General features: G+C 75.5%; 19 protein-coding genes. 13 read left to right on the plus strand and 6 right to left on the minus strand.

Features of this window, described 5'->3' with window-relative positions; all coding sequences use genetic code 11:
* Positions 1-26: 26 nt before the first annotated feature.
* Positions 27-425, plus strand: a complete 399-nt coding sequence (locus LQ327_RS02810) for a hypothetical protein (protein WP_230730005.1) — start codon at positions 27-29, stop codon at positions 423-425.
* A 21-nt stretch (positions 426-446) separates the two neighbouring features.
* Positions 447-1,340 (plus strand): SAM-dependent methyltransferase, encoded by an 894-nt coding sequence (locus tag LQ327_RS02815; protein ID WP_230730006.1) that lies wholly within the window; start codon positions 447-449, stop codon positions 1,338-1,340.
* A 28-nt stretch (positions 1,341-1,368) separates the two neighbouring features.
* Here LQ327_RS02815 and LQ327_RS02820 read toward each other — a convergent pair whose 3' ends face one another.
* Positions 1,369-2,439, minus strand: coding sequence for a potassium channel family protein (locus tag LQ327_RS02820; RefSeq protein WP_372460638.1), 1,071 nt, complete (start codon positions 2,437-2,439; stop codon positions 1,369-1,371).
* A gap of 208 nt (positions 2,440-2,647) precedes the next feature.
* Here LQ327_RS02820 and LQ327_RS02825 point away from each other — a divergent pair, with 208 nt between their 5' ends.
* From LQ327_RS02825 to LQ327_RS02835, 3 genes are all read left to right on the plus strand, one after another.
* A complete protein-coding gene (locus tag LQ327_RS02825; protein ID WP_230730007.1) occupies positions 2,648-2,956 on the plus strand; it encodes a hypothetical protein in 309 nt (102 codons plus the stop codon).
* A 28-nt stretch (positions 2,957-2,984) separates the two neighbouring features.
* Positions 2,985-3,194, plus strand: coding sequence for a hypothetical protein (locus LQ327_RS02830; RefSeq protein WP_230730008.1), 210 nt, complete (start codon positions 2,985-2,987; stop codon positions 3,192-3,194).
* 212 nt (positions 3,195-3,406) lie between these two features.
* A complete protein-coding gene (locus LQ327_RS02835) occupies positions 3,407-5,287 on the plus strand; it encodes a hypothetical protein (RefSeq protein ID WP_230730009.1) in 1,881 nt (626 codons plus the stop codon).
* A gap of 8 nt (positions 5,288-5,295) precedes the next feature.
* On the opposite strand, the gene LQ327_RS02840 is transcribed toward LQ327_RS02835, so the two are convergent.
* Positions 5,296-5,817: a hypothetical protein gene (locus tag LQ327_RS02840; RefSeq protein WP_230730010.1), complete on the minus strand. Its 522-nt coding sequence runs from the start codon at positions 5,815-5,817 to the stop codon at positions 5,296-5,298.
* Between the two features lie 325 nt (positions 5,818-6,142).
* Between LQ327_RS02840 and LQ327_RS02845 the strand changes: the two genes are divergently transcribed.
* From LQ327_RS02845 to LQ327_RS33590, 3 genes are all read left to right on the plus strand, one after another.
* Complete coding sequence (locus LQ327_RS02845) at positions 6,143-6,346, plus strand: hypothetical protein (protein ID WP_230730011.1); 204 nt, start codon at positions 6,143-6,145, stop codon at positions 6,344-6,346.
* 153 nt (positions 6,347-6,499) lie between these two features.
* Positions 6,500-6,832: a hypothetical protein gene (locus LQ327_RS02850; RefSeq protein WP_230730012.1), complete on the plus strand. Its 333-nt coding sequence runs from the start codon at positions 6,500-6,502 to the stop codon at positions 6,830-6,832.
* A gap of 83 nt (positions 6,833-6,915) precedes the next feature.
* Positions 6,916-7,044, plus strand: a complete 129-nt coding sequence (locus LQ327_RS33590; RefSeq protein WP_269069123.1) for a hypothetical protein — start codon at positions 6,916-6,918, stop codon at positions 7,042-7,044.
* 26 nt (positions 7,045-7,070) lie between these two features.
* On the opposite strand, the gene zwf is transcribed toward LQ327_RS33590, so the two are convergent.
* Together zwf and LQ327_RS02860 are read right to left on the minus strand one after the other, a co-directional pair.
* Complete coding sequence (gene zwf / locus LQ327_RS02855) at positions 7,071-8,576, minus strand: glucose-6-phosphate dehydrogenase (RefSeq protein ID WP_230730013.1); 1,506 nt, start codon at positions 8,574-8,576, stop codon at positions 7,071-7,073.
* 94 nt (positions 8,577-8,670) lie between these two features.
* A complete protein-coding gene (locus tag LQ327_RS02860) occupies positions 8,671-9,915 on the minus strand; it encodes an erythromycin esterase family protein (RefSeq protein ID WP_230730014.1) in 1,245 nt (414 codons plus the stop codon).
* A 169-nt stretch (positions 9,916-10,084) separates the two neighbouring features.
* Here LQ327_RS02860 and LQ327_RS02865 point away from each other — a divergent pair, with 169 nt between their 5' ends.
* From LQ327_RS02865 to LQ327_RS02875, 3 genes are all read left to right on the plus strand, one after another.
* Positions 10,085-10,390 carry a hypothetical protein gene (locus LQ327_RS02865; RefSeq protein WP_230730015.1) on the plus strand — a complete coding sequence of 102 codons (306 nt, stop codon included), beginning with the start codon at positions 10,085-10,087 and terminating at the stop codon, positions 10,388-10,390.
* 74 nt (positions 10,391-10,464) lie between these two features.
* Positions 10,465-11,946, plus strand: a complete 1,482-nt coding sequence (locus LQ327_RS02870; RefSeq protein WP_230730016.1) for a T6SS phospholipase effector Tle1-like catalytic domain-containing protein — start codon at positions 10,465-10,467, stop codon at positions 11,944-11,946.
* On the plus strand, positions 11,943-12,959 hold the full coding sequence (locus tag LQ327_RS02875) for an endonuclease/exonuclease/phosphatase family protein (RefSeq protein WP_230730017.1): 1,017 nt from the start codon (positions 11,943-11,945) through the stop codon (positions 12,957-12,959). Before LQ327_RS02870 ends, LQ327_RS02875 begins: the two co-directional genes overlap by 4 nt.
* 11 nt (positions 12,960-12,970) lie before the next feature.
* Here the strand turns inward: LQ327_RS02875 and LQ327_RS02880 are convergent, their stop codons facing one another.
* Together LQ327_RS02880 and LQ327_RS02885 are read right to left on the minus strand one after the other, a co-directional pair.
* Positions 12,971-13,834 carry an SCO4651 family lipoprotein gene (locus LQ327_RS02880; protein WP_230730018.1) on the minus strand — a complete coding sequence of 288 codons (864 nt, stop codon included), beginning with the start codon at positions 13,832-13,834 and terminating at the stop codon, positions 12,971-12,973.
* Positions 13,835-13,914: 80 nt separating this feature from the next.
* Complete coding sequence (locus LQ327_RS02885; protein ID WP_230730019.1) at positions 13,915-15,240, minus strand: hypothetical protein; 1,326 nt, start codon at positions 15,238-15,240, stop codon at positions 13,915-13,917.
* Between the two features lie 308 nt (positions 15,241-15,548).
* Between LQ327_RS02885 and LQ327_RS02890 the strand changes: the two genes are divergently transcribed.
* Both LQ327_RS02890 and tatC read left to right on the plus strand, forming a co-directional pair.
* Positions 15,549-16,580, plus strand: a complete 1,032-nt coding sequence (locus tag LQ327_RS02890) for an endonuclease/exonuclease/phosphatase family protein (protein ID WP_230730020.1) — start codon at positions 15,549-15,551, stop codon at positions 16,578-16,580.
* A gap of 69 nt (positions 16,581-16,649) precedes the next feature.
* Positions 16,650-17,627: a twin-arginine translocase subunit TatC gene (tatC, locus tag LQ327_RS02895; RefSeq protein WP_372460639.1), complete on the plus strand. Its 978-nt coding sequence runs from the start codon at positions 16,650-16,652 to the stop codon at positions 17,625-17,627.
* Positions 17,628-17,654 lie beyond the last annotated feature (27 nt).

A 17,654-nucleotide genomic window follows, 5' to 3' on the forward strand; every position in this document is an offset into this window, starting at 1 on the left:
ATGGCCCCACCCGTGAGGAGGACGCCGTGACCATCCCGCCGTCCGACCCGGGCCGCCGGCCGAGCTCAGGACTCGACCCGATGCCCGGCCGCCGCCCGCGGCAACCCGCCCTCGGCAGCCCGCCCGACGACGTCCCGCCGCTCGAGCTGCCCGACGACGTCCCCGATCCCTCGGCGCCCGGCGTGCCCACCCGCGGCCGCCCGGAGGTCCCGACGCCGGGTCACACGGCACTCGTCGCCACCGGCCGCGAGGACCGGCGACGCCACGTCGTCGAGGTCCCCTGGGGCGAGTTCGGCGACCCCACGGGGCTGCGCGCGCGGTGCGGTGCGGCCGTCGAGGCGGTGGTGCCCGGCCTGCGGGCGGAGCAGGCGGACTGCCCCGTTTGTCGGACTCAGACGTCCGCCACATTCCGTTCGCTTACCTAACCATCCGGGTATGCCGGGGGCATGCGCACCGACGACGACCAGTGGACGATCACCGAGAGCGTCGGGGTGACCGCCCTCGGCGTGGCCAGCTCCCGGGCGATGGAGACCCGCAGGCCCGACGGCCTGGTGGAGGACCCGCACGCGGCCGCGTTCCTCGACGCGGTGCGCGACGAGATCGACCTCCCCACCGAGGTGGACCCGCGGGCCGACCCGACCGACCCGGCGTCGGGACTCATGTCGACCTACGTCGGCGTCCGCTCGCGCTGGTTCGACGAGCACCTGCTCGACGCCGCGCGTGACGGAATCGACCAGGTCGTCATCCTCGCCTCCGGCCTGGACACGCGCGCCCAGCGTCTGGAGTGGCCGGCCGGGACGACCGTCTTCGAGATCGACCAGGCGGACGTCGTGGACTTCAAGGACCGCGTCCTCACCGAGACCGAGGGCTCGCCGGAACCGGCCGAGGGGGTGCGGCGGATCGCGCTGCGCGTGGACCTGCGCCACGACTGGCCGGCCGCGCTGCGCGACGCCGGCTTCGACCCCGGCCGCCCCAGCGCCTGGCTCGCCGAGGGACTGCTCCCCTACCTGCCCGCGCAGGCCGAGATCGACCTGTTCGACCGCATCGTCGAGCTCTCGGCCGCCGGGAGCCGGATCGCGGTGGAGCACCTCGCCGACGCCGTGGACCGCCTGAGCGACGACGAGCTCGTCGCGACGTCGTCCCAGCGCTTCGGCGTGGACGTCCGCGACCTGATCATGACCGACGACCGCCCGGATCCCCGCGCCCGCCTGCGCGACCAGGGCTGGAAGGTCGAGGAGCAGACCGCCCAGGAGGCCGGCGCCGGGTACGGGCGTCCGCTGGAGGGGCCCACCGCGGAGGCGTTCGCCTCGTCGGTGTTCTTCGAGGCCCGCCGGCCGTGACCGACGACGCCTGACCGGCGGCCCGTCCTCAGCCCGAGGTCGGGCTGCCGACCCGCTTGACGAACAGCAGCCGGTCCCCGCGCTCGAGCGCGTCCACCTCGGGCGCGTCGATCTGGTGCACCACCCCGCCCCGCACGACGCCGAGCACGATGTCGCGCAGGTGCCGGGGTGAGCCGCCGATCTCGGACTCGGCCACCTCGCGCTCGGAGAGGCTCATGCCCGCGTCCGGGGTGAGCAGGTCCTCGACGACGGCGACCACGTTCGGCGTCGTCGTCGCCACCCCGAGCAGGCGCCCGGCGGTCTCCGCGGACACCACGACGGAGTCCGCGCCGGACTGCCGCAGCAGATGGACGTTCTCGGTCTCGCGCACACCCGCGGTGATCGTGATCCCGGGCGCGAGCTCGCGCGCCGTGAGCGTGACCAGCACCGCGGTGTCGTCGCGGTTCACGGCCACGACGAGCGACGCCGCGTGCACCAGCCCGGCCGTGCGCAGCACCGAGGACTGCGTCCCGTCGCCCCGCACCGTCACGAGGCCCATCGCCGAGGCCGCGTCGAGCCGGCCGCGGTCGGTGTCGACGATGACGATGCGCTCGGGCACGGCGTCGTCGCTGAGCAGGGTGTCGACGGCGGCCTTGCCCTTGGTGCCGAAACCGACGACCACGATGTGGTCGCGCACGCGGGACCTCCAACGTCGGATGCGGAACGCCTGGCGGGAGCGCTCGGTGAGCAGCTCGACGGTGGTGCCGACCAGGACGATGAGGAACAGCACGCGCAGCGGTGTGATCGCGAGGATCGTCCACAGCCGCGCGGTCTCGGTCACCGGGACGATGTCGCCGTAGCCGGTGGTCGAGAGGGACACGGTCGCGTAGTAGAGGGCGTCGATCAACCCGATCGGCGTGCCGTTGGAGTCCCGGTAGGCGTCGCGCTGCACGTAGACGAGCAGGCCGGCCGCGACGAGCGCCCCGACGGCGATCGCGGCGCGGCGGGCCAGCGCCACGAGCGGCCCCATGCGCCGATCGGGCATCACCACCGCGGCGGCCGCCCCGTCCGTCGCGTCCCGAACCGCGTCGTGACCCCGGGGCCCATGACCCCTGGTCAGCTCCACGGCCGCAGCGTAACGGCGTGACCTGGCGCACCTGTCCAGGTGGGAGCGTTCGCGCGATCGAGTGAATGTTCAACGAGGCATGTCAGGAGTCCTGGTCGTCCGAGTCACTACAGGTGACGACAACGGGAGGGAGCCCCTCTCCTGAGTACGGAGAGTACATCGTCTGATCACTCGTTGTGATACAGCGAGGAGAGGAGCCGTCATGGGTGACCGGTTCGCCAGCCACGCCGTGGTCGGACCCGACTGCCGGGAGTGGGTCGGGTCGCGCGGTCCCGACACCGACGCCGCGGGGCACGACTGGATCGACGCGGTCGCGGCCCTCGACGACTGCGACGGCTACGTCGTCCTCATGATCGACCCGCAGACCGCCGAGGTGGATGCCCACGGCCCGTACGGGGGGCCGGACGCCGCGGTGGCGGCGGAGCGGCTCCGGGGCTCGCTGGACTCCGAGGGTCTCGACGACGTGATGGTGCGCATCGTCCGGCTGCACCTGCCGGCGCGCGCCTCCTGACGTCCGTGCGGCGCAACCCCTTCGCCCGGTGAGGCGCACCGCCGGCGAGGAGCGAAACGATCCGGGGCTCGCGGACGACGTCCTGGGCATGGGTGACCACGCACGACACCACCTGCCCGCGCAGGTCGGCCCGGACGCCGCCGGCCGCCTCGAGGCGGCCGCCCGCGCCCGGCACCTCGTCGCCGCCCTGGTCCCGGTCCAGCGCTGCACGCCGACCGACCTGCCCCGCCCGCGCTGAGCCCCGCCCGCCGCGTCCCATGATCGTGACGCGTGCCACTCCGGTGTCGACCGGACGGGCGGCATCCGCCCCCGCAGCGGGGTGGAGCCTTCCCCGGTGCGCCGCTGCCCGGTAGAACGGCGATTCGTCGGAACCGGAGTGACCCCAGTGGCTGCAGTGACCTGCGCCGCCCACGGACCGGACGACGACGGCAGCAGGGGCGGAGGTTCGTGATGACCGCGACCGGGCGGTGGCGCGCGCACCTCGACGGTGCGCGGTGGGCCACCACGTCACGACGGCGGGGCCACCCGGACGACCCCGCGCCGGAGGCGGAGAGCCTGCCGCGCCTGCACGACCTCGACCTCGCCGAGCTGGGAGTGCATCCCCCGCTCCCCGCCCCCGCCTTCGAGCGGGACGCCGACCACCGGATCGAGGCGGCGGTGGGCGGCGACGACGCCGTGGTGATCGTCGCCGGACCACGCCTCGGAGGCAGCACCCACGCCCTCGCGCGCGCCGCCCGCCTGCTGCTCGGTGACCACCGCATCGTCCGCCCCGACCCGGCGGCCCTCGCCGGTTCGGCCCCGCTGACCGGCCCGGCCGATCCCGCCCTCCTCGCCGCTCTCGCGGAACCGGCCGACGGGACGGACGGCGTCGGGGTCGTCGTGTGGCTGGACGCCGTCGGGCCCGCCCTGCTCGCGGCCCTGCACCACGCCCGCCCGCCGCGGGGCGTCCGCGTGCTCGCCACCGCGGACGCGGCGCTCCTGCACCCCGACATCACCCCCGACGAGCCGGGCCCCGGCGTGACGCTGGTGCGCCTGCCGGACGGGCTCTCCGCGAGCGAGGTGGCCCGGGCCGCGCCGACGATCGGGACCGCCACCGTCGGCGCTCGGCTCGGCGAGCTGGTCGTCGACCGGAAGCCGGCCCGGACCGTGCTCGTGCCCGGCCTGGACGAGCCCGGACGGGCCTGGCGTCCCGCGCGGCTCGGCGAGGCCCGGACCGGTGCGGCCGCCCGGGCCGCCGTCCTGCGCGCCGCGGTCGACTGGGACCGCCTCGGGGTCCCGCACGCCCTGCCCACTCCGCTGCTCGCCCGCCTCGCCCTCGCGTACGCGCGAGACGGCGTCGCCGACGACGACCGCGACACGGTCCCGGGCGTCGACGACCTCGGCCGCGCGGTCGAGGCCCTCGTCACGGAGCGGTCGCGCCGCTCCGGCGCCCCGGTGCTGCGGCGCCTGCTGCTGGCCGACGGGGTGCACCACGTCCCCACCGGGCTGCTGACGGCCGCCGCCGACGCCCTCGGGGACGAGGGCTGGACACCACCCGCGCGGTTCGGGGAGATCGTCGGCGACGTGCTCGACGCCCCCGAGGCACGGAGCAGGCGCCGCGGCGTCGGGATGCTCGCCCTGGCGCGCGGGTTCGACGATCTCGCCACCGTGCTCCTGCGCCCGCCCCCGGACCGGGCCGCGCCGCAGGCGACGACACCGGACGAGCTCTACCGGCTGGGCGTCGCCCGCCTGCAGTCGGGACGGGCGGCGGAGGCGCGCAGCTGGTTCGGCGCCGTCCTCGAGGCCACTCCCGACGACGGGTCGGCGCGGGCGCTGCGGGCGCGCGCGGCGTTCTGGCTGGGGCTGGACCGCGACGCCGACCCGGCGCGGCGCCGGGAGCACCTGCAGCTCGTCGTCCGGGACGGCCCGCCGCGGGACGCCTCCGACGCCGGCCTGCTGCTCGCCGGCCTCGAGCGCGACGCGGGCCGGTTCGACGCCCAGCGCGGCTGCCTGCGGGCGGCCGTCGCGTCCGCCCGCCGGGCCGAGGACCCCGCGCGCGAGGCCGAGGCCGCCCTCGACCTCGCTCATCTCGACCGGAACAGCCGGCGCACCGACGCGGCGCGGGCCGGCTACGAGGGGGTGCTCGAGCTCGTCACCGGGGACAGCCCGGCGGCGGCAGCCGCCGCCCGCGCCCTCACGGAGCTGGACGCCGACGAGGACGAGGACGAGGACGAGGACGAGGACAGGGACGGGGAAGCCGCCGACGGGTTCGTGCCCGACGCCGTCCCCGAACAGCGCCAGGACGAGGCCGACCACCGGCCCTCGCAGCGGTCCCCGCGCGCCTCGCTCTGAGGAGCCGGTCAGGCACTCACGGGCCGCGCGGCGTCCGCCGCGCGTCGCGGGGCGGGCACCTCGCCCGCCGCCGACACCGGCAGCGGCGCGAAGACCGACCCGCCCAGCAGGCCGTGCCCGGTACCCGCCGTCGCGAGCAGTGCGTCCTGGGCGCGGCGCGGGAGCCCCGCGACGTCGGGCGCCCCGACGGCGGCGAGCTCGTCCAGGATCCGCTGCGGCCAGGACCGCGACGAGCCGCCGGCCACGGGCACCCCGCCGCGGGCGCCGGCGCACCGGGCACCGAGGTCGGCGAGGGCCTCCGCCGGGACCGCGCCCCGCACCGCGTCGAGGAACGCCGAGCCGAGGTGGTCGTGGAGGACGGCCACGTTGTGCGCCGTGGCCGGGAAGCCGGCCCGGGCGAGCAGCATCGGCGCGAAGCCCGGGGAGAGTCGCGGCGCCGTCGACGGGCCGACCGACCCGGTGCGCAGCACGACGCCGAGGACGACGACCGCGAGCGCGGCCAGGACGGCGGTGGTGACGACGATCCCCATGGCGGGCCCCCTGAGCGAGCTCCGGCAGCGCAGGCCCCGCCCTCGCGGGCGGCACCTCCGACGGCCCCGCTGGCCGCCACTGCCTGTGACCTGACTCTCGGAGATCGAGACTCCATCGTTACGAGGCCGCACTCGCTACACCCGGACGGACGTATCGGCCACGCTGTTCACCCCACCGGGTGTAGCGCAGACACGTCGTGACCTGATCGTGATGTCAATGGTCGCAACCCGACCTGATGTCACCCGTTCGCAGTATCTCGGAACGGGGCTCCTCCCCTATCTTGAGTGCGCACCGCGACCGCCCGCCCCGCCCCGAGGAGCCCTCATGTCGTTCACCGGCAACGTCGTCCTCGCCGCCGGCTCGTCCGCGGCCGCCTGGCTCGCCGCCCCGCTGGTGAGCGCCGCCGTCCGCGGCACGACCGACCAGCGCACCCTCGCCGCGTGGAAGGACGAGACGGGCCCCATCCCGCTGCCCCGGCTCGACGGGCACGACGGCGACGACCACGCCGCCCCCGCTCGTCACGCCTGATCCCCGGGCGGGGCCCGACCACCCGGTCGGGTCGCCCCGAGTGAGCGTCGAGACCCGACCGGACGTCACCGATCGGCGGAACCAGTAGCGGGCCGGAACGGGCGATGAAGAGGGTGAAGGCAATCGCCCGCCCAGCCCAGGACGTGATCTGCGATGTTCCGGAGCACCGCGCCGCGCGCGACCCCGCAGCCCACCCACGCCGACGACCGCGCGACGCCGCGCGGCAGGCACCACCGCGCCGTGCGTGACCAGGAGAAGCGCGCGCGGCAGGACGCCGTCGAGCGGGCCCGGCGCCGCACCAGTCAGGTCGACGCCTACCAGGCCGTGTCGGGCCCGATCCCGACCGCGACTCCCGCCCGGCGCAGCGCCCCGGAGCGCATCGACAACGTCCGCGCCCGCCGGGACCCGCTGACCAGCCCCTTCCCGGCGGCCCCGAGCCTGCCGGGAGCACGCCGGCCGCAGCGCACCCCGGCCCGGACGGGCTGACGGTCCTGGGCCGCCCGTGTGATCCACGGCGGCCCGGGGCCGAGGTCCGCATCCCCGGCCGCCCGGTCGGGAACCCGGAGTCCGTGACCGATCCGGAAACCCCCCGTACCGACGACGACCGCGACGAGGCCGAGGAGACCTCCGCCTTCGAGATCGACCTGGAGCCCGAGGAGCAGGGCTCGGCCGAGGCCGCCGACGAGGCGACGGGCTGAGGAGCCGGTCGGGCGGAGGGGCCGCGCTACTTCTTCTCCCGCCAGGCCCGCTCGAACGGCAGCCGCCACGCGTTGGGGGCCACGAGCTGGTGGATGGCGTTCGGGCCCCAGGAGCCCTGCGGATAGGGCTTGACCGGCGGCGGATCCGCGAGCAGCGGCTGTGAGCGGTCCCAGAGCGACTCGATGCCCTCGGCGGTGGTGAACAGCGTGTGGTCGCCGCGCATCGCGTCGAGGATCAGGCGCTCGTACGCCTCGAGCACGTCCGACGCCTCGCCGATCTCCTGGGTCGAGAACTGCATCGAGAGCTTCTGCAGCCGCATCCCCGGCCCGGGGCGCTTGCCGTAGAACGACAGCGAGACCCGCGAGGAGTCCGCGAGGTCGAACGTCAGGTGGTCCGGGCCCTGGGTCCCGACGCCGGAGCCCTGCGGGAACATCGTGCGCGGGGCCTCCTTGAACGCGATCGAGATGATCCGCTGGCCCTCGGCCAGCCGCTTGCCGGTGCGCAGGTAGAACGGCACGCCCGCCCAGCGCCAGTTGTCCAGGCCCGCCTTGAGCGCGATGAAGGTCTCGGTGTCGGAGTCGTGGGCCACGCCCGGCTCGTCGCGGTAGCCGCCGTACTGGCCGCGGACGACGTCGCCGGGGTGGATCGGGAGCAGCGACCGGAAGACCTTGTTCTTCTCCTCGCTGATCGAGCGGGGCTCGAGCGCGGTCGGCGGCTCCATCGCGACGAACGCCATCACCTGCATGAGGTGGGTGACGACCATGTCCTTGTAGGCCCCCGTGGCCTCGTAGAAGCTCGCGCGCTGGTCGAGACCGAGCTCCTCCGGGATGTCGATCTGGACGTGGTCGATGAAGTTGCGGTTCCAGATCGGCTCGAACAGCCCGTTGGCGAACCGGAACGCCAGGACGTTCTGCGCCGCCTCCTTGCCCAGGAAGTGGTCGATCCGGAAGATCTGGGACTCGTCGAAGACCTGGTGGACGAAGTCGTTGAGGTGGATCGCGCTCTCGAGGTCGTAGCCGAACGGCTTCTCCATGATCACGCGGGCGCCGGCGTCGAGGTCGGCGTCCCGCAGCATCTCGACCACCGCCTGGGCGGCCTTGGGTGGCACCGAGAGGTAGTGCAGCAGCCGGGCGCCCTCGCCGAGCGCCGAGCGGGCCTCCTTGACCGCCGACGCGAGCGCCTCCGGGCCCTCGCCCTGGCCGACGTAGCTCAGCTTCGCGGCGAAGTCCTCCCAGTCGGACTCGGCGAGCCGGTGCATCCCGAAGTTCTGCACCGCGTCGTGCACCAGCCCGCGGAACTCGTCGGTCGAGAGGTCCTCCATCGCGGTGCCGACGACGCGGATGTCCGGCGCCAGCTCGGACTCGCTGAGGTAGGCGAGGCCGGGCAGCAGCTTGCGCTTGGCCAGGTCACCGGTGCATCCGAACAGCACGATGACGTGGGGGGCGATCGGATCGAGGTCCCGGCGGAACGGGCGCGAGCCGGGGCCGGGGTACGCGATGTCGGATTTGTCGTGCCGGGCCGGTTCGGACATCAGGAGCTCCTCGCACGGGGTCCGTTGGTCGCCGAGGGCGACCGTAGCCCGACCGTGTGGCCGGCGTGTGTCGAGGAGCGGGCGGCTTGCCGCCCTACCGGATCCAGGCGGGCTGGACGCGGGCCACGTGGGTGAAGGCGTCGAACTCCGCTGCCGGGACGATCGGGGTCCGCGTGCGCCGATCGGCTGAGTCGAGCTGGAGCCCGAGGCGCCGGGTGAGGGCCGGGGTCCAGGTCCACTCCGACACGGCACCGTCGGCGTCGCGGGCCGCCCGCAGGTCGACGAGGCGCTCGCCGCCGTCGCCGAGGACCGTCCGGAGGTCGTCCTCCACCGTCCCGTCGAGACGGCGCAGCTTGTGGGTGGTGGGGCGGGGGCGGGTCGCGTTCAACGGCCGGATCTTCACCGCCGAGGCGCCACCCTCGCCGAACAGGCCGCCCACCGCGTAATAGGCTTGCCCGAACGCGGCGCGCAGGTGCCGGCCCGCCGTGCCCGGGTCGCCGACCCGCACCTGGTCGTCGTGGCCCCAGAACACCACCGCGGGCGTGCCGGACCGGTCCCGCGCCGCGCGCTCGACGGCCTCCGCCGCGAACCGTGCCCGCAGCACCGGCTGGTTCCCCGAGGTCAGCGGCTCCTCGGGCTCCCCGTCGCGCGGCTCACGGCCGGTCGGAGCGCACGCGACCTCCGCGATCCGCGACAGGATCTCGGCGTGGTGGAGCGCCTCGGCGTAACCCTCGGGGGTGCTCTCGGCGACGAGCCGGGCCTCCTCCGCGATCATCCGCTCGTGGAGCCCGACGACGTCGTCGCGCACCCGGGGCTTGAGCGTGCGCACGCTCGGCTCGTGGTCGAGCAGCTCGGCGAGGCTGTCGCGCACGTCGGGCAGCAGGTCGGGGGCGGTGGCGTGGCAGAAGGTGGCGAGGCTCCGGACCGAGGCGGCGCCGCGCACCGCGTCCGCCCCGAGCACCCGGACCTGCTCGGAGGGGGCGAGGAGCTCGTTGTGGTCCCGCAGCCAGGACACGAGGTTCACCACCTCGTGGGTGTCGTACTCCCAGCCGCCGAGGGCGCGGACGGCGTCACCCGGGACGCCGCTGCCCCGGACGGCGGCATCGACGGCGGTGGCCCCGGACTCGCTCGCGCCCAGCACGACGACCCGTGCGCCCAGGTCCTCGACCGCGTACTGCACCAGCCGACGCCCGACCTCGAGCAGCTCCCGTGCCCCGTGGGCCGCGGCGCCGATCCCGAGGACGCGCACGTCGGCGAGCGACGGGCGCCACGACGACAGGCCGTCCGGGTCGACCGGCATCGCGTGCTCCGTCAGCCAGGCCACGACCTCGTCGTCCATGCGGCGACCCTACGACCACGCTCACCGTGGTCCCGGGCGGCCCGAGCCGGGATCCGTTGTCACTCCAGCGGGTGAACCGCCCTCGAACGGCCTAACAGCCCGGATGACCGGGACGATATCCGCGGCAGGAGCCCCGCGTCGGCGGGGGCACGGACGAGGGGGCACACCGATGTCGCAGATCGGGACCGGGACCGGCGCCGCCGCGGCGGCCGCGCTGGGTGCGTGGATCGCCACCCCCCTCGTCGCGATGCTGCGACGGCGCACCCTCGACGACCGCCGCGCGGCCGCGATGCGCCGCGAACCGTGCGTCGCGCCGTCCGGCGACGCGCTGCACCGTGACGCCATGCACCGCGACGCGCTGCGGCGCGCCCGGGTGCGCGAGGCCCAGGTGCGGGCCGCCATGGCCGCGGTCCCCGCCCCGCGGACCGGTCCGGGCCTCGCTGACCTGCCGCGACGGTCCCCGCTGCAGGGCTGACCCCGCGCCCTCCCGTCGGGGCGACACCGCGCACCGGACCGGGCGGTGTCCGTGGACCGCTAGCCTCGTCCGCCGTGCGACGCCTGGTGGTCTGCTGCGACGGCACGTGGGACACCCCGACCGAGCGGACGAACGTCTCGCTCGTCGCCGACGCCCTCGCCGAGGGCCCCGACCAGGTCGTCCGCTACTTCAGCGGGGTCGGCACCGACACCGATCCGGTCACCCGTGTGCTCGAGGGCGCGCTCGGGCTCGGGCTCAACACCCGCATCCGCGAGGCGTACACGTGGCTCGCCGAGACCTGGCGCCCCGGCGACGAGATCGTCCTGCTCGGCTTCAGCCGCGGTGCGTTCACGGTGCGCAGCCTGGCCGGGATGCTCGCCGCGTGCGGGCTCGTCGCGTTCGCGCCCGGCGACTCCCGCCGCACGAGGAACCGCCTGGTGCGCCGGGTCTTCCTCGACGGCTACCAGCGCCGGCTCCCCCTCGACGGCGTCCGGTTCGCCCCCGGCTTCGGGCCCGAGGACACCGCGCCGATCGCCTTCCTGGGCGTCTGGGACACCGTCGGCGCCCTCGGGATCCCGCGCACGTTCGGGCTGCTGTCGACCCTGGTCTCGCGGCGCCTGCAGGGGTTCCACGACCTCTCGCTCGCGCCCGACGTCCGCCACGCCCGGCAGGCCCTCGCCCTCGACGAGCGCCGCGGCCCGTTCCAGCCCGCGGTCTGGGCCACCCCGGCCGCCGGGACCCACGCCTCCTTCGTGCAGCTGTGGTTCACCGGCACCCACGGCGACGTGGGCGGCTCGCACGACCATCCGCGGGCGCTCTCGGACATCACGCTGCGCTGGATGACCGCGGAGGCGACGACGGCGGTCGGCCTCACCTGGCAGGACGCCCCGCCCGGGGGCGACGGGGACCCGCTCGGCCCGCTCGACCCCGGCCCGGACGGGATCTGGCGCTACCTCGGGCCCCGTCCCCGCACCGTGCCCCGCGTCGTGGAGGGCGCCCCGGACGTCCACCCGTCCGCCGTCGCGCGCCGGGCGGCGCCGCTCGTCCCGCCCTACCGGCCCGGCCACGTCCCCGAGCCCGGCGAGCCCACCCCGGCCACCGTGGCCGCCGACGACCCGTGGGCCGAGACCGGCCTCTACCTGCCCGAGGGCCGCTACCGCCTCGCGGTCGCCGGTCGCTGGCGCGACCACGGCGCCGACACCAGCCCGGCGGGCTTCGCCCGGTGGCCGTGGCGCGCCTGGCCGGACTACGCGCTCGGCGCGGTGCTCGACGCCTACCGGCGGGCGGTCCGGGCCCTCACCACCCGCAGCGCCGACGCGCTCGGCGCCCCCCGCGACGGCGACGCCCGCCGGATGGCGCTCGTCGCCGCCGTCGCCGACGACCGCAGGCACCCCGACGGCACCATCGACGAGGGCACGGTCGCCGCGGTGGGCCCGGACGGCGCGACGACGCTCGTGCTCGGTCGGTCCGGCTACCTCTACGCCTTCGCGAACGACTCCTGGATCGGCTACGGCGGCAACTCCGGCGCCGCGCGGCTCACGGTGACGCGGTCGTGACGTGGACCCGCGACGCCGCGGACCCGCCCACCGGCCCGATCCGGATGCGCCGCCGGGGTCCGCGCCCGTCGCGGGTGCTGGTCGGCGTGCTCGTCGTCGCGGCCGTGGCGCTCGTGCTGGTCCCGGACCGGCTCGGGCTCGACGGCGTCCTGCCGATCGTCGGGTTCGTGCTGGTCCGTGCCCCGGCGACGGTGCTCGTCGTGGTCCTCGCCCTGCTCGCGCTGGCCGTGCGCGCCCGATGGTGGCCGACCGTCGTGCCGGTGCTGCTGGTGGCGGCGATCTCGGTCGTCGCACTGCTGCCCCGGGTGCTCCCCGACGGTCCCGGCCCCGATCCCGGCCCGGACCTCGTCGTCATGACCCTCAACGTCGACCGCGGCAGCGCGGACGTGGGCGAGCTGGCCCGGCTGGTGTACCTGCACCGACCCGACGTCGTGGTGCTGCCGGAGGCGGGCGAGCCGTTCCGCACGCGTCTGGCGCCGCTGGTCGCCGATCTCGGGTACCGCTCGTGGTCGTCGACCCCCGCCACGGCGCCGGACGCCGTGGGCACGACGATCCTCGCCGGCCCGTCGCTGGGTCCGGTGCGGGCCGACGTCGTCCGCGACGTCAGCTTCCCCTGGCTGCAGATCTCCGGCGGTGCCCTGGGACCGACCCGGCTGGTCGGGGTGCACCTCGCCTCACCGGTCCCGACGCTCCTCGACGCCTGGCCGAAGGAGCTCGGCGACCTCCAGCGCTGGTGCGCCCCCGGGGCCGGTCCGGCCGCCGTCGTCGGCGACCTCAACGCCACCGCGGACATCGCCGCCTACCGCTCCGGGACGGCGGGCTGCACCGACGCCGGCGACGCGGCCGGCAAGGGCCTGCTCGCGACCTGGCCGACCGCGACCCCGCGACTGCTCGGCGCGCAGCTGGACCACGTGCTCGCCGGGGGCGGGGTCGGCGTCGACGGGTTCGACGTGGTCGAGGTGCCGGGCACCGACCACCGCGGCGTGCTCGCGACGGTGCACACCGTCGCCTGAGGCGGCCGTGCTCAGCCGGGGAGCAGCGACGAGACGTCGGTGACCTGGTCCGCGGGCGGCGGGACGACGGCGGGCGCGGACCCGACGTCGGAGAAGGTGATCGTCGTCGTGCTGGTCGTCGGGGACGCGGCCGCGGCGCCCGGCTGGGGCTTGACGGTCACGGTCTGGCCGACCCGGCGCAGCTTCCCGCCGCCGTCGACCCACACGTCCACGGGGAGCAGCGACGAGCCCAGCTGGGCCTTCAGCCGGTCGACGGCAGGCTTCGTCGACGGGTCGTCCGCACCCGGGACCTTGTCGAGGTCGACCGCGCCCGCGTAGTGCGTGGTGTCCACCCCGTCGATCTGCTCCGGCCCGACCTCGCGGGTGGTGTCGCTGATCGCCTTGAGGTAGCCGAGCTGCTGGGCGGGGTTGTCGGTGGTGCCGACCCCGAGCGCGCCCAGCGGGGCTCCGTACCCGGACTGCGCGAGCCGGTTGACGTCCACCGACACCCAGCTCTTGCCGCCCGAGATGGCGCCGATCACCCCGGCGGCGGCCGGCGGGAGCTGGGCGTCGAGGGTGCCGCCGGAGAACACCACGCGGACCGCGCCGAGCGAGGGCACCTGCAGCGTCATGTCGGCCGCCTGGTGCAGGACGTCGACGACGCCGGAGCCGTTCAGCGGGATCGCCTGGCCCATCACGGCGGTCTGTCCCGCGACGGTGGCGTGCGAGGGTCCGGCCGCCGCGGTGGACACGACCGCCTCGCGCACGATCTCCGCGGGTGGCCGGCCGGGGGTGGGCCCGGTGCCCGCGCACCCGGCGAGCAGGGCGACGAGGCCGAGGGCGGCGGCCGCCACGGCCAGCGGGGTGCGGGCCGGGGCGACGGGACGGAGGGTCACCGGGCCATGGTGGCGCCCGGTCGGTGAGCGACGCGTGCCGGGCCCGGATCCGGCCCGGGCCCGGCGATCCAGGGTCCCGATCAACGCCAACGGTGGGTGCGGCGGCCCTTGATGGTCGTCGCGAGCTGGCGCTGCCAGAGGGCCCAGGTCTCCGGGTCGAGGGTCTGCCCGGCGGGCGGCGTCGCGGTGCGGGTCCGGCCGGTGTCCGGGCCACCCGACGACTCCGATTCCGAGGACCCCGACCCGACCCGGGCGGCCGCGGGCTGCGAGCCGGTCCGTGCCGCCACCGGCTGCGACCCGGTCCGGGCCGCCGCGGGCAACGGACCCGACGGATGACCGGCCGCGGGCAACGGGCCGGAGGGGTGTCCGCCGACGGGCTGCTCCTGACGGGGCATCGGGCCGGACGGGTGCCCGGCGGCCGGACGCTCCTGACGGGGCATCGGCCCGGAGGACGTCGAGGCCGGCAGGGGTCCCGAGGGGTGGCCGGCCGGCAGCGGGGGCGGCGGTGGGACGACCACCGGCCGCTCGCCCGTCGTCGGCGGCGCCACGCGGTGCGCCGTCGCCGCCACCTGCGCGGTCGCCGCCACCGGCACGGGACCCGACGTCGCGGCGGGCCACCCCACTGGCTGCGGGTGCCCGGCCGGGGGGAGCGCCGGTCGGGAGTCCGCGGGGAAGTAGACGGTGTGCGACGCCGGGGCCATCCCGCCGATGACCGGGGCCCAGGGCCAGAACCGCTCCGCCGAGCGCGTCTTGACGAAGCCCAGCCCCATGATGAGCCCGAAGATCAGGTGCCCGATCAGCGAGAGCGTGATCGTCGTCGGGGTCAGCGGGAACATCAGCGACTGGCCGCGCGGCGCCAGCCACACCGTCGCGATCAGCCCGGCCCACACCGGGAACACCGCGAACGCCACGGAGGCGCCGACCACCTGCTTCGGGGGACGGTGGTGCAGGCCGATGAAGGCCGCGCCGACGAAGAAGGTGACCCCGATGCCGCCGCCGTCGCCGAGGTAGCGCCAGAGGTAGCCGACCCAGGCTCCGGCGGTCTTCGAGGCACCGTCGCCGATGATCCAGGTCCCCATCGTGGGGATGAAGTCCGCCCACCAGCCGAGCATGTAGACGGTGTCGAGGCGGAAGACGTCGTAGAGCGCGCACGCCAACATGCCCCAGAGGAACCCGTGGAGGATCACGCGCTCCTCCGGGTGCGGGGCGAAGATCGTGAGCGCCACGATCGCCGTGGCCAGCGGAACGACCAGCAGCGCCGCGGACCAGTTCATCGTGATCAGGCCGAAGACGTGCGCCGAGATCGCGAGCAGGGGGAGCGCCGCGAGGAGCAGGTGCAGGCCGACGCGGAGAAGGCCCTCGGTGCTCATCGGGGCCGTGCCCGGGGAGACGTCCGTCGTGTTCATCGGCGAGGAAGTTAGGGGTGCGCCGCGGCGCGGGGCCCCAACCTGAGAGTCCCCCGGTGACCACGCGACCACGGGCGACCACAGCGCGCTCACCGGTCGGCCGCCTCGTCCGTCCGGACCAGTGTGGGGCGCCGTGAGGAGCGATGGGTGACCGATCGGCTCCGGAGCGCTCTCAGCTCACGGGTGCTCGCGCCGCGAGCGCTCGGACGGCGGCGCCGAGCGGTCACGCAAGGGCGTGTCGCCCGCGCCGCTCCGAGAGCCCGATCACCCTGCACGGTGAGCTGACGGGCCCGACCTACTCTGGATCGATGACCACGACCGGGCGGCCCTCGCGCGCCCGGCCGGACGACGGGCCGCCGTCCCCCGGGGGTCGGGCGTCGCGGGGCGTCGTCGTCGCGATCCTCGTGGCGACCGTCCTCGCCGTCGTCGTGCTGCTGCCGGACCTGTTCGACCTCGACCGCGTGCTGCCGTTCGCCGTGACCGCGGCCCTGCGGCCGTCGGAGTCGGTGATCGTCGCCGTTGTCGCGCTGCTCCTGCTGGCGCTGCGACGACGGTGGTGGCCGGTCCTGGTGCCGGTACTGGCGGTGGCGGTCGTGGCCGGCGCGGTCGTCGTCCCGCGCGCGATCGCCGGGCCCGCTCCGCCGCCCGGCGGCACCGAGCTCACCGTGCTGGAGCTGAACGCGTTCGAGGGCCACGCCGACCCCCGGACGATCGCGAACCTCGCCCGGAGCGAGCACGCGGACCTGGTGGTGCTGCCGGAGTCCGGTGAGCGGATGCGGTCGAGGATCGCGGCGCTGCTCCCGGAGTACCGGACCTGGACCAACGTCCCGCCCGCCGCGGCCGACGTCCGCGGGATCGTCGTGGCCTCCTCGCCCCGGGCCGGCGACGTCACCGCCCGCCGCCTCGACGAGGGCGCCCGCTATCCGTGGGCGGAGCTGAGCGGCGGCATCCTCGGCCCGACGCGGCTCGTGGCGGTGCACCTGGTGTCGGTGGTGCCGGAGTGGATCGGCTACTGGCCCGAGGAGCTGTCCAAGCTGCAGCAGTGGTGCGCTCCCGGCGGCGACCCGAGCCCGGCGATGATCGTCGGGGACTTCAACGCCACGCCGGACCACTCCGCGTTCCGCGCGGGCACGGCGGGCTGCACCGACGCCGCGACCGCCACCGGCGGCTCGCTCGTGCCCACGTGGCGCTCCAGCTTCCCGTGGTGGTTCGGCGCGCAGATCGATCACGTGCTCACCCGGCCGGGCACCGACGGCACCGGCCCGCGGGCGCGCTCGACCCAGGTGATCGCCGTGCCCGGCAGCGACCACCGTGCGCTGCTGACCCGGTTGCGACTCTGAGAGCGACGCCAGGTCACCGCCGGTACACGCCTCGCCCGTACGCTCGGCCCCGTGGCAGGTCCGACGTGGATGCGGGTCCCCCGCTGGCTGCGCCCGCGTCAGGGCAATCCCGACGGGACGATGACGCTGCTCGAGCACATCCACGAGCTGCGGCGCCGCCTCATGATCGGGGTCATCGCGATCGTCATCGGGACGATCATCGGCGTCGTCTGGTACCAGTACCGGATCTTCGGCCTGCCGTCCCTGGGCCAGCTGCTCACCGAGCCCTACTGCCGGCTGCCCCCCGGGGCGCGGCTGACGCTCGGCAACCCCAACCAGTGCCAGCTCGTCGCGTTCGCGCCGTTCGAGCAGCTCGCGCTCCTGATCAAGGTCGGGGTGGCGGCGGGCGTGGTGCTCGCGAGCCCGGTGTGGCTCTCCCAGCTGTGGGGGTTCATCACGCCCGGCCTGCACAGCCACGAGCGCAAGTTCGCGCGCGTGTTCATCGGGACCGGGACGGTGCTCTTCCTCGCGGGCGCGGTGCTGGCCTACCTCGTGCTGACCCAGGCGCTGTACTTCCTCGTGACCGTCGGCGGCGGCATCCAGATCACCGCGCTGCGCGGCGAGGACTACTTCAGCCTGCTCATCACGCTGCTGGTGATCTTCGGGGTGAGCTTCGAGCTGCCGCTGCTGATGATCATGCTCAACCGGGTCGGCATCTTCCCCTACGCGAAGATCAAGGCCTGGCGGCGCGGGCTGATCTTCGCGATCTTCGTGTTCGCCGCCGTCGCGACGCCGGGCCAGGACCCGTTCTCGATGCTGGCGCTCGGCTGCTCGCTCACGGTGCTGTTCGAGATCGCGGCGCAGGTGTGCCGCGTCCACGACAAGCGGGTGCTGCGCGAATCGCCGTGGGCCGGGCTCGCCGACGACGAGGCGGGGCCCTCACCGGTCGTGTCCGCCGCGGAGACATCAGGTCCGGTCGAGCCCTCCGCGCCGGTGGCGCCCTCGGCGCTCGAGCGCTCGTCGTCGGTGAACGGATCGGCGCCGCAGCACTGGGACGACGTCACGTAGGTGCGCTCCGCGCCCGTGAGCACAAAT

It is taken from the genome of Actinomycetospora endophytica, from assembly GCF_021026375.1.
Taxonomy (GTDB): Bacteria; Actinomycetota; Actinomycetes; order Mycobacteriales; family Pseudonocardiaceae; genus Actinomycetospora; species Actinomycetospora endophytica.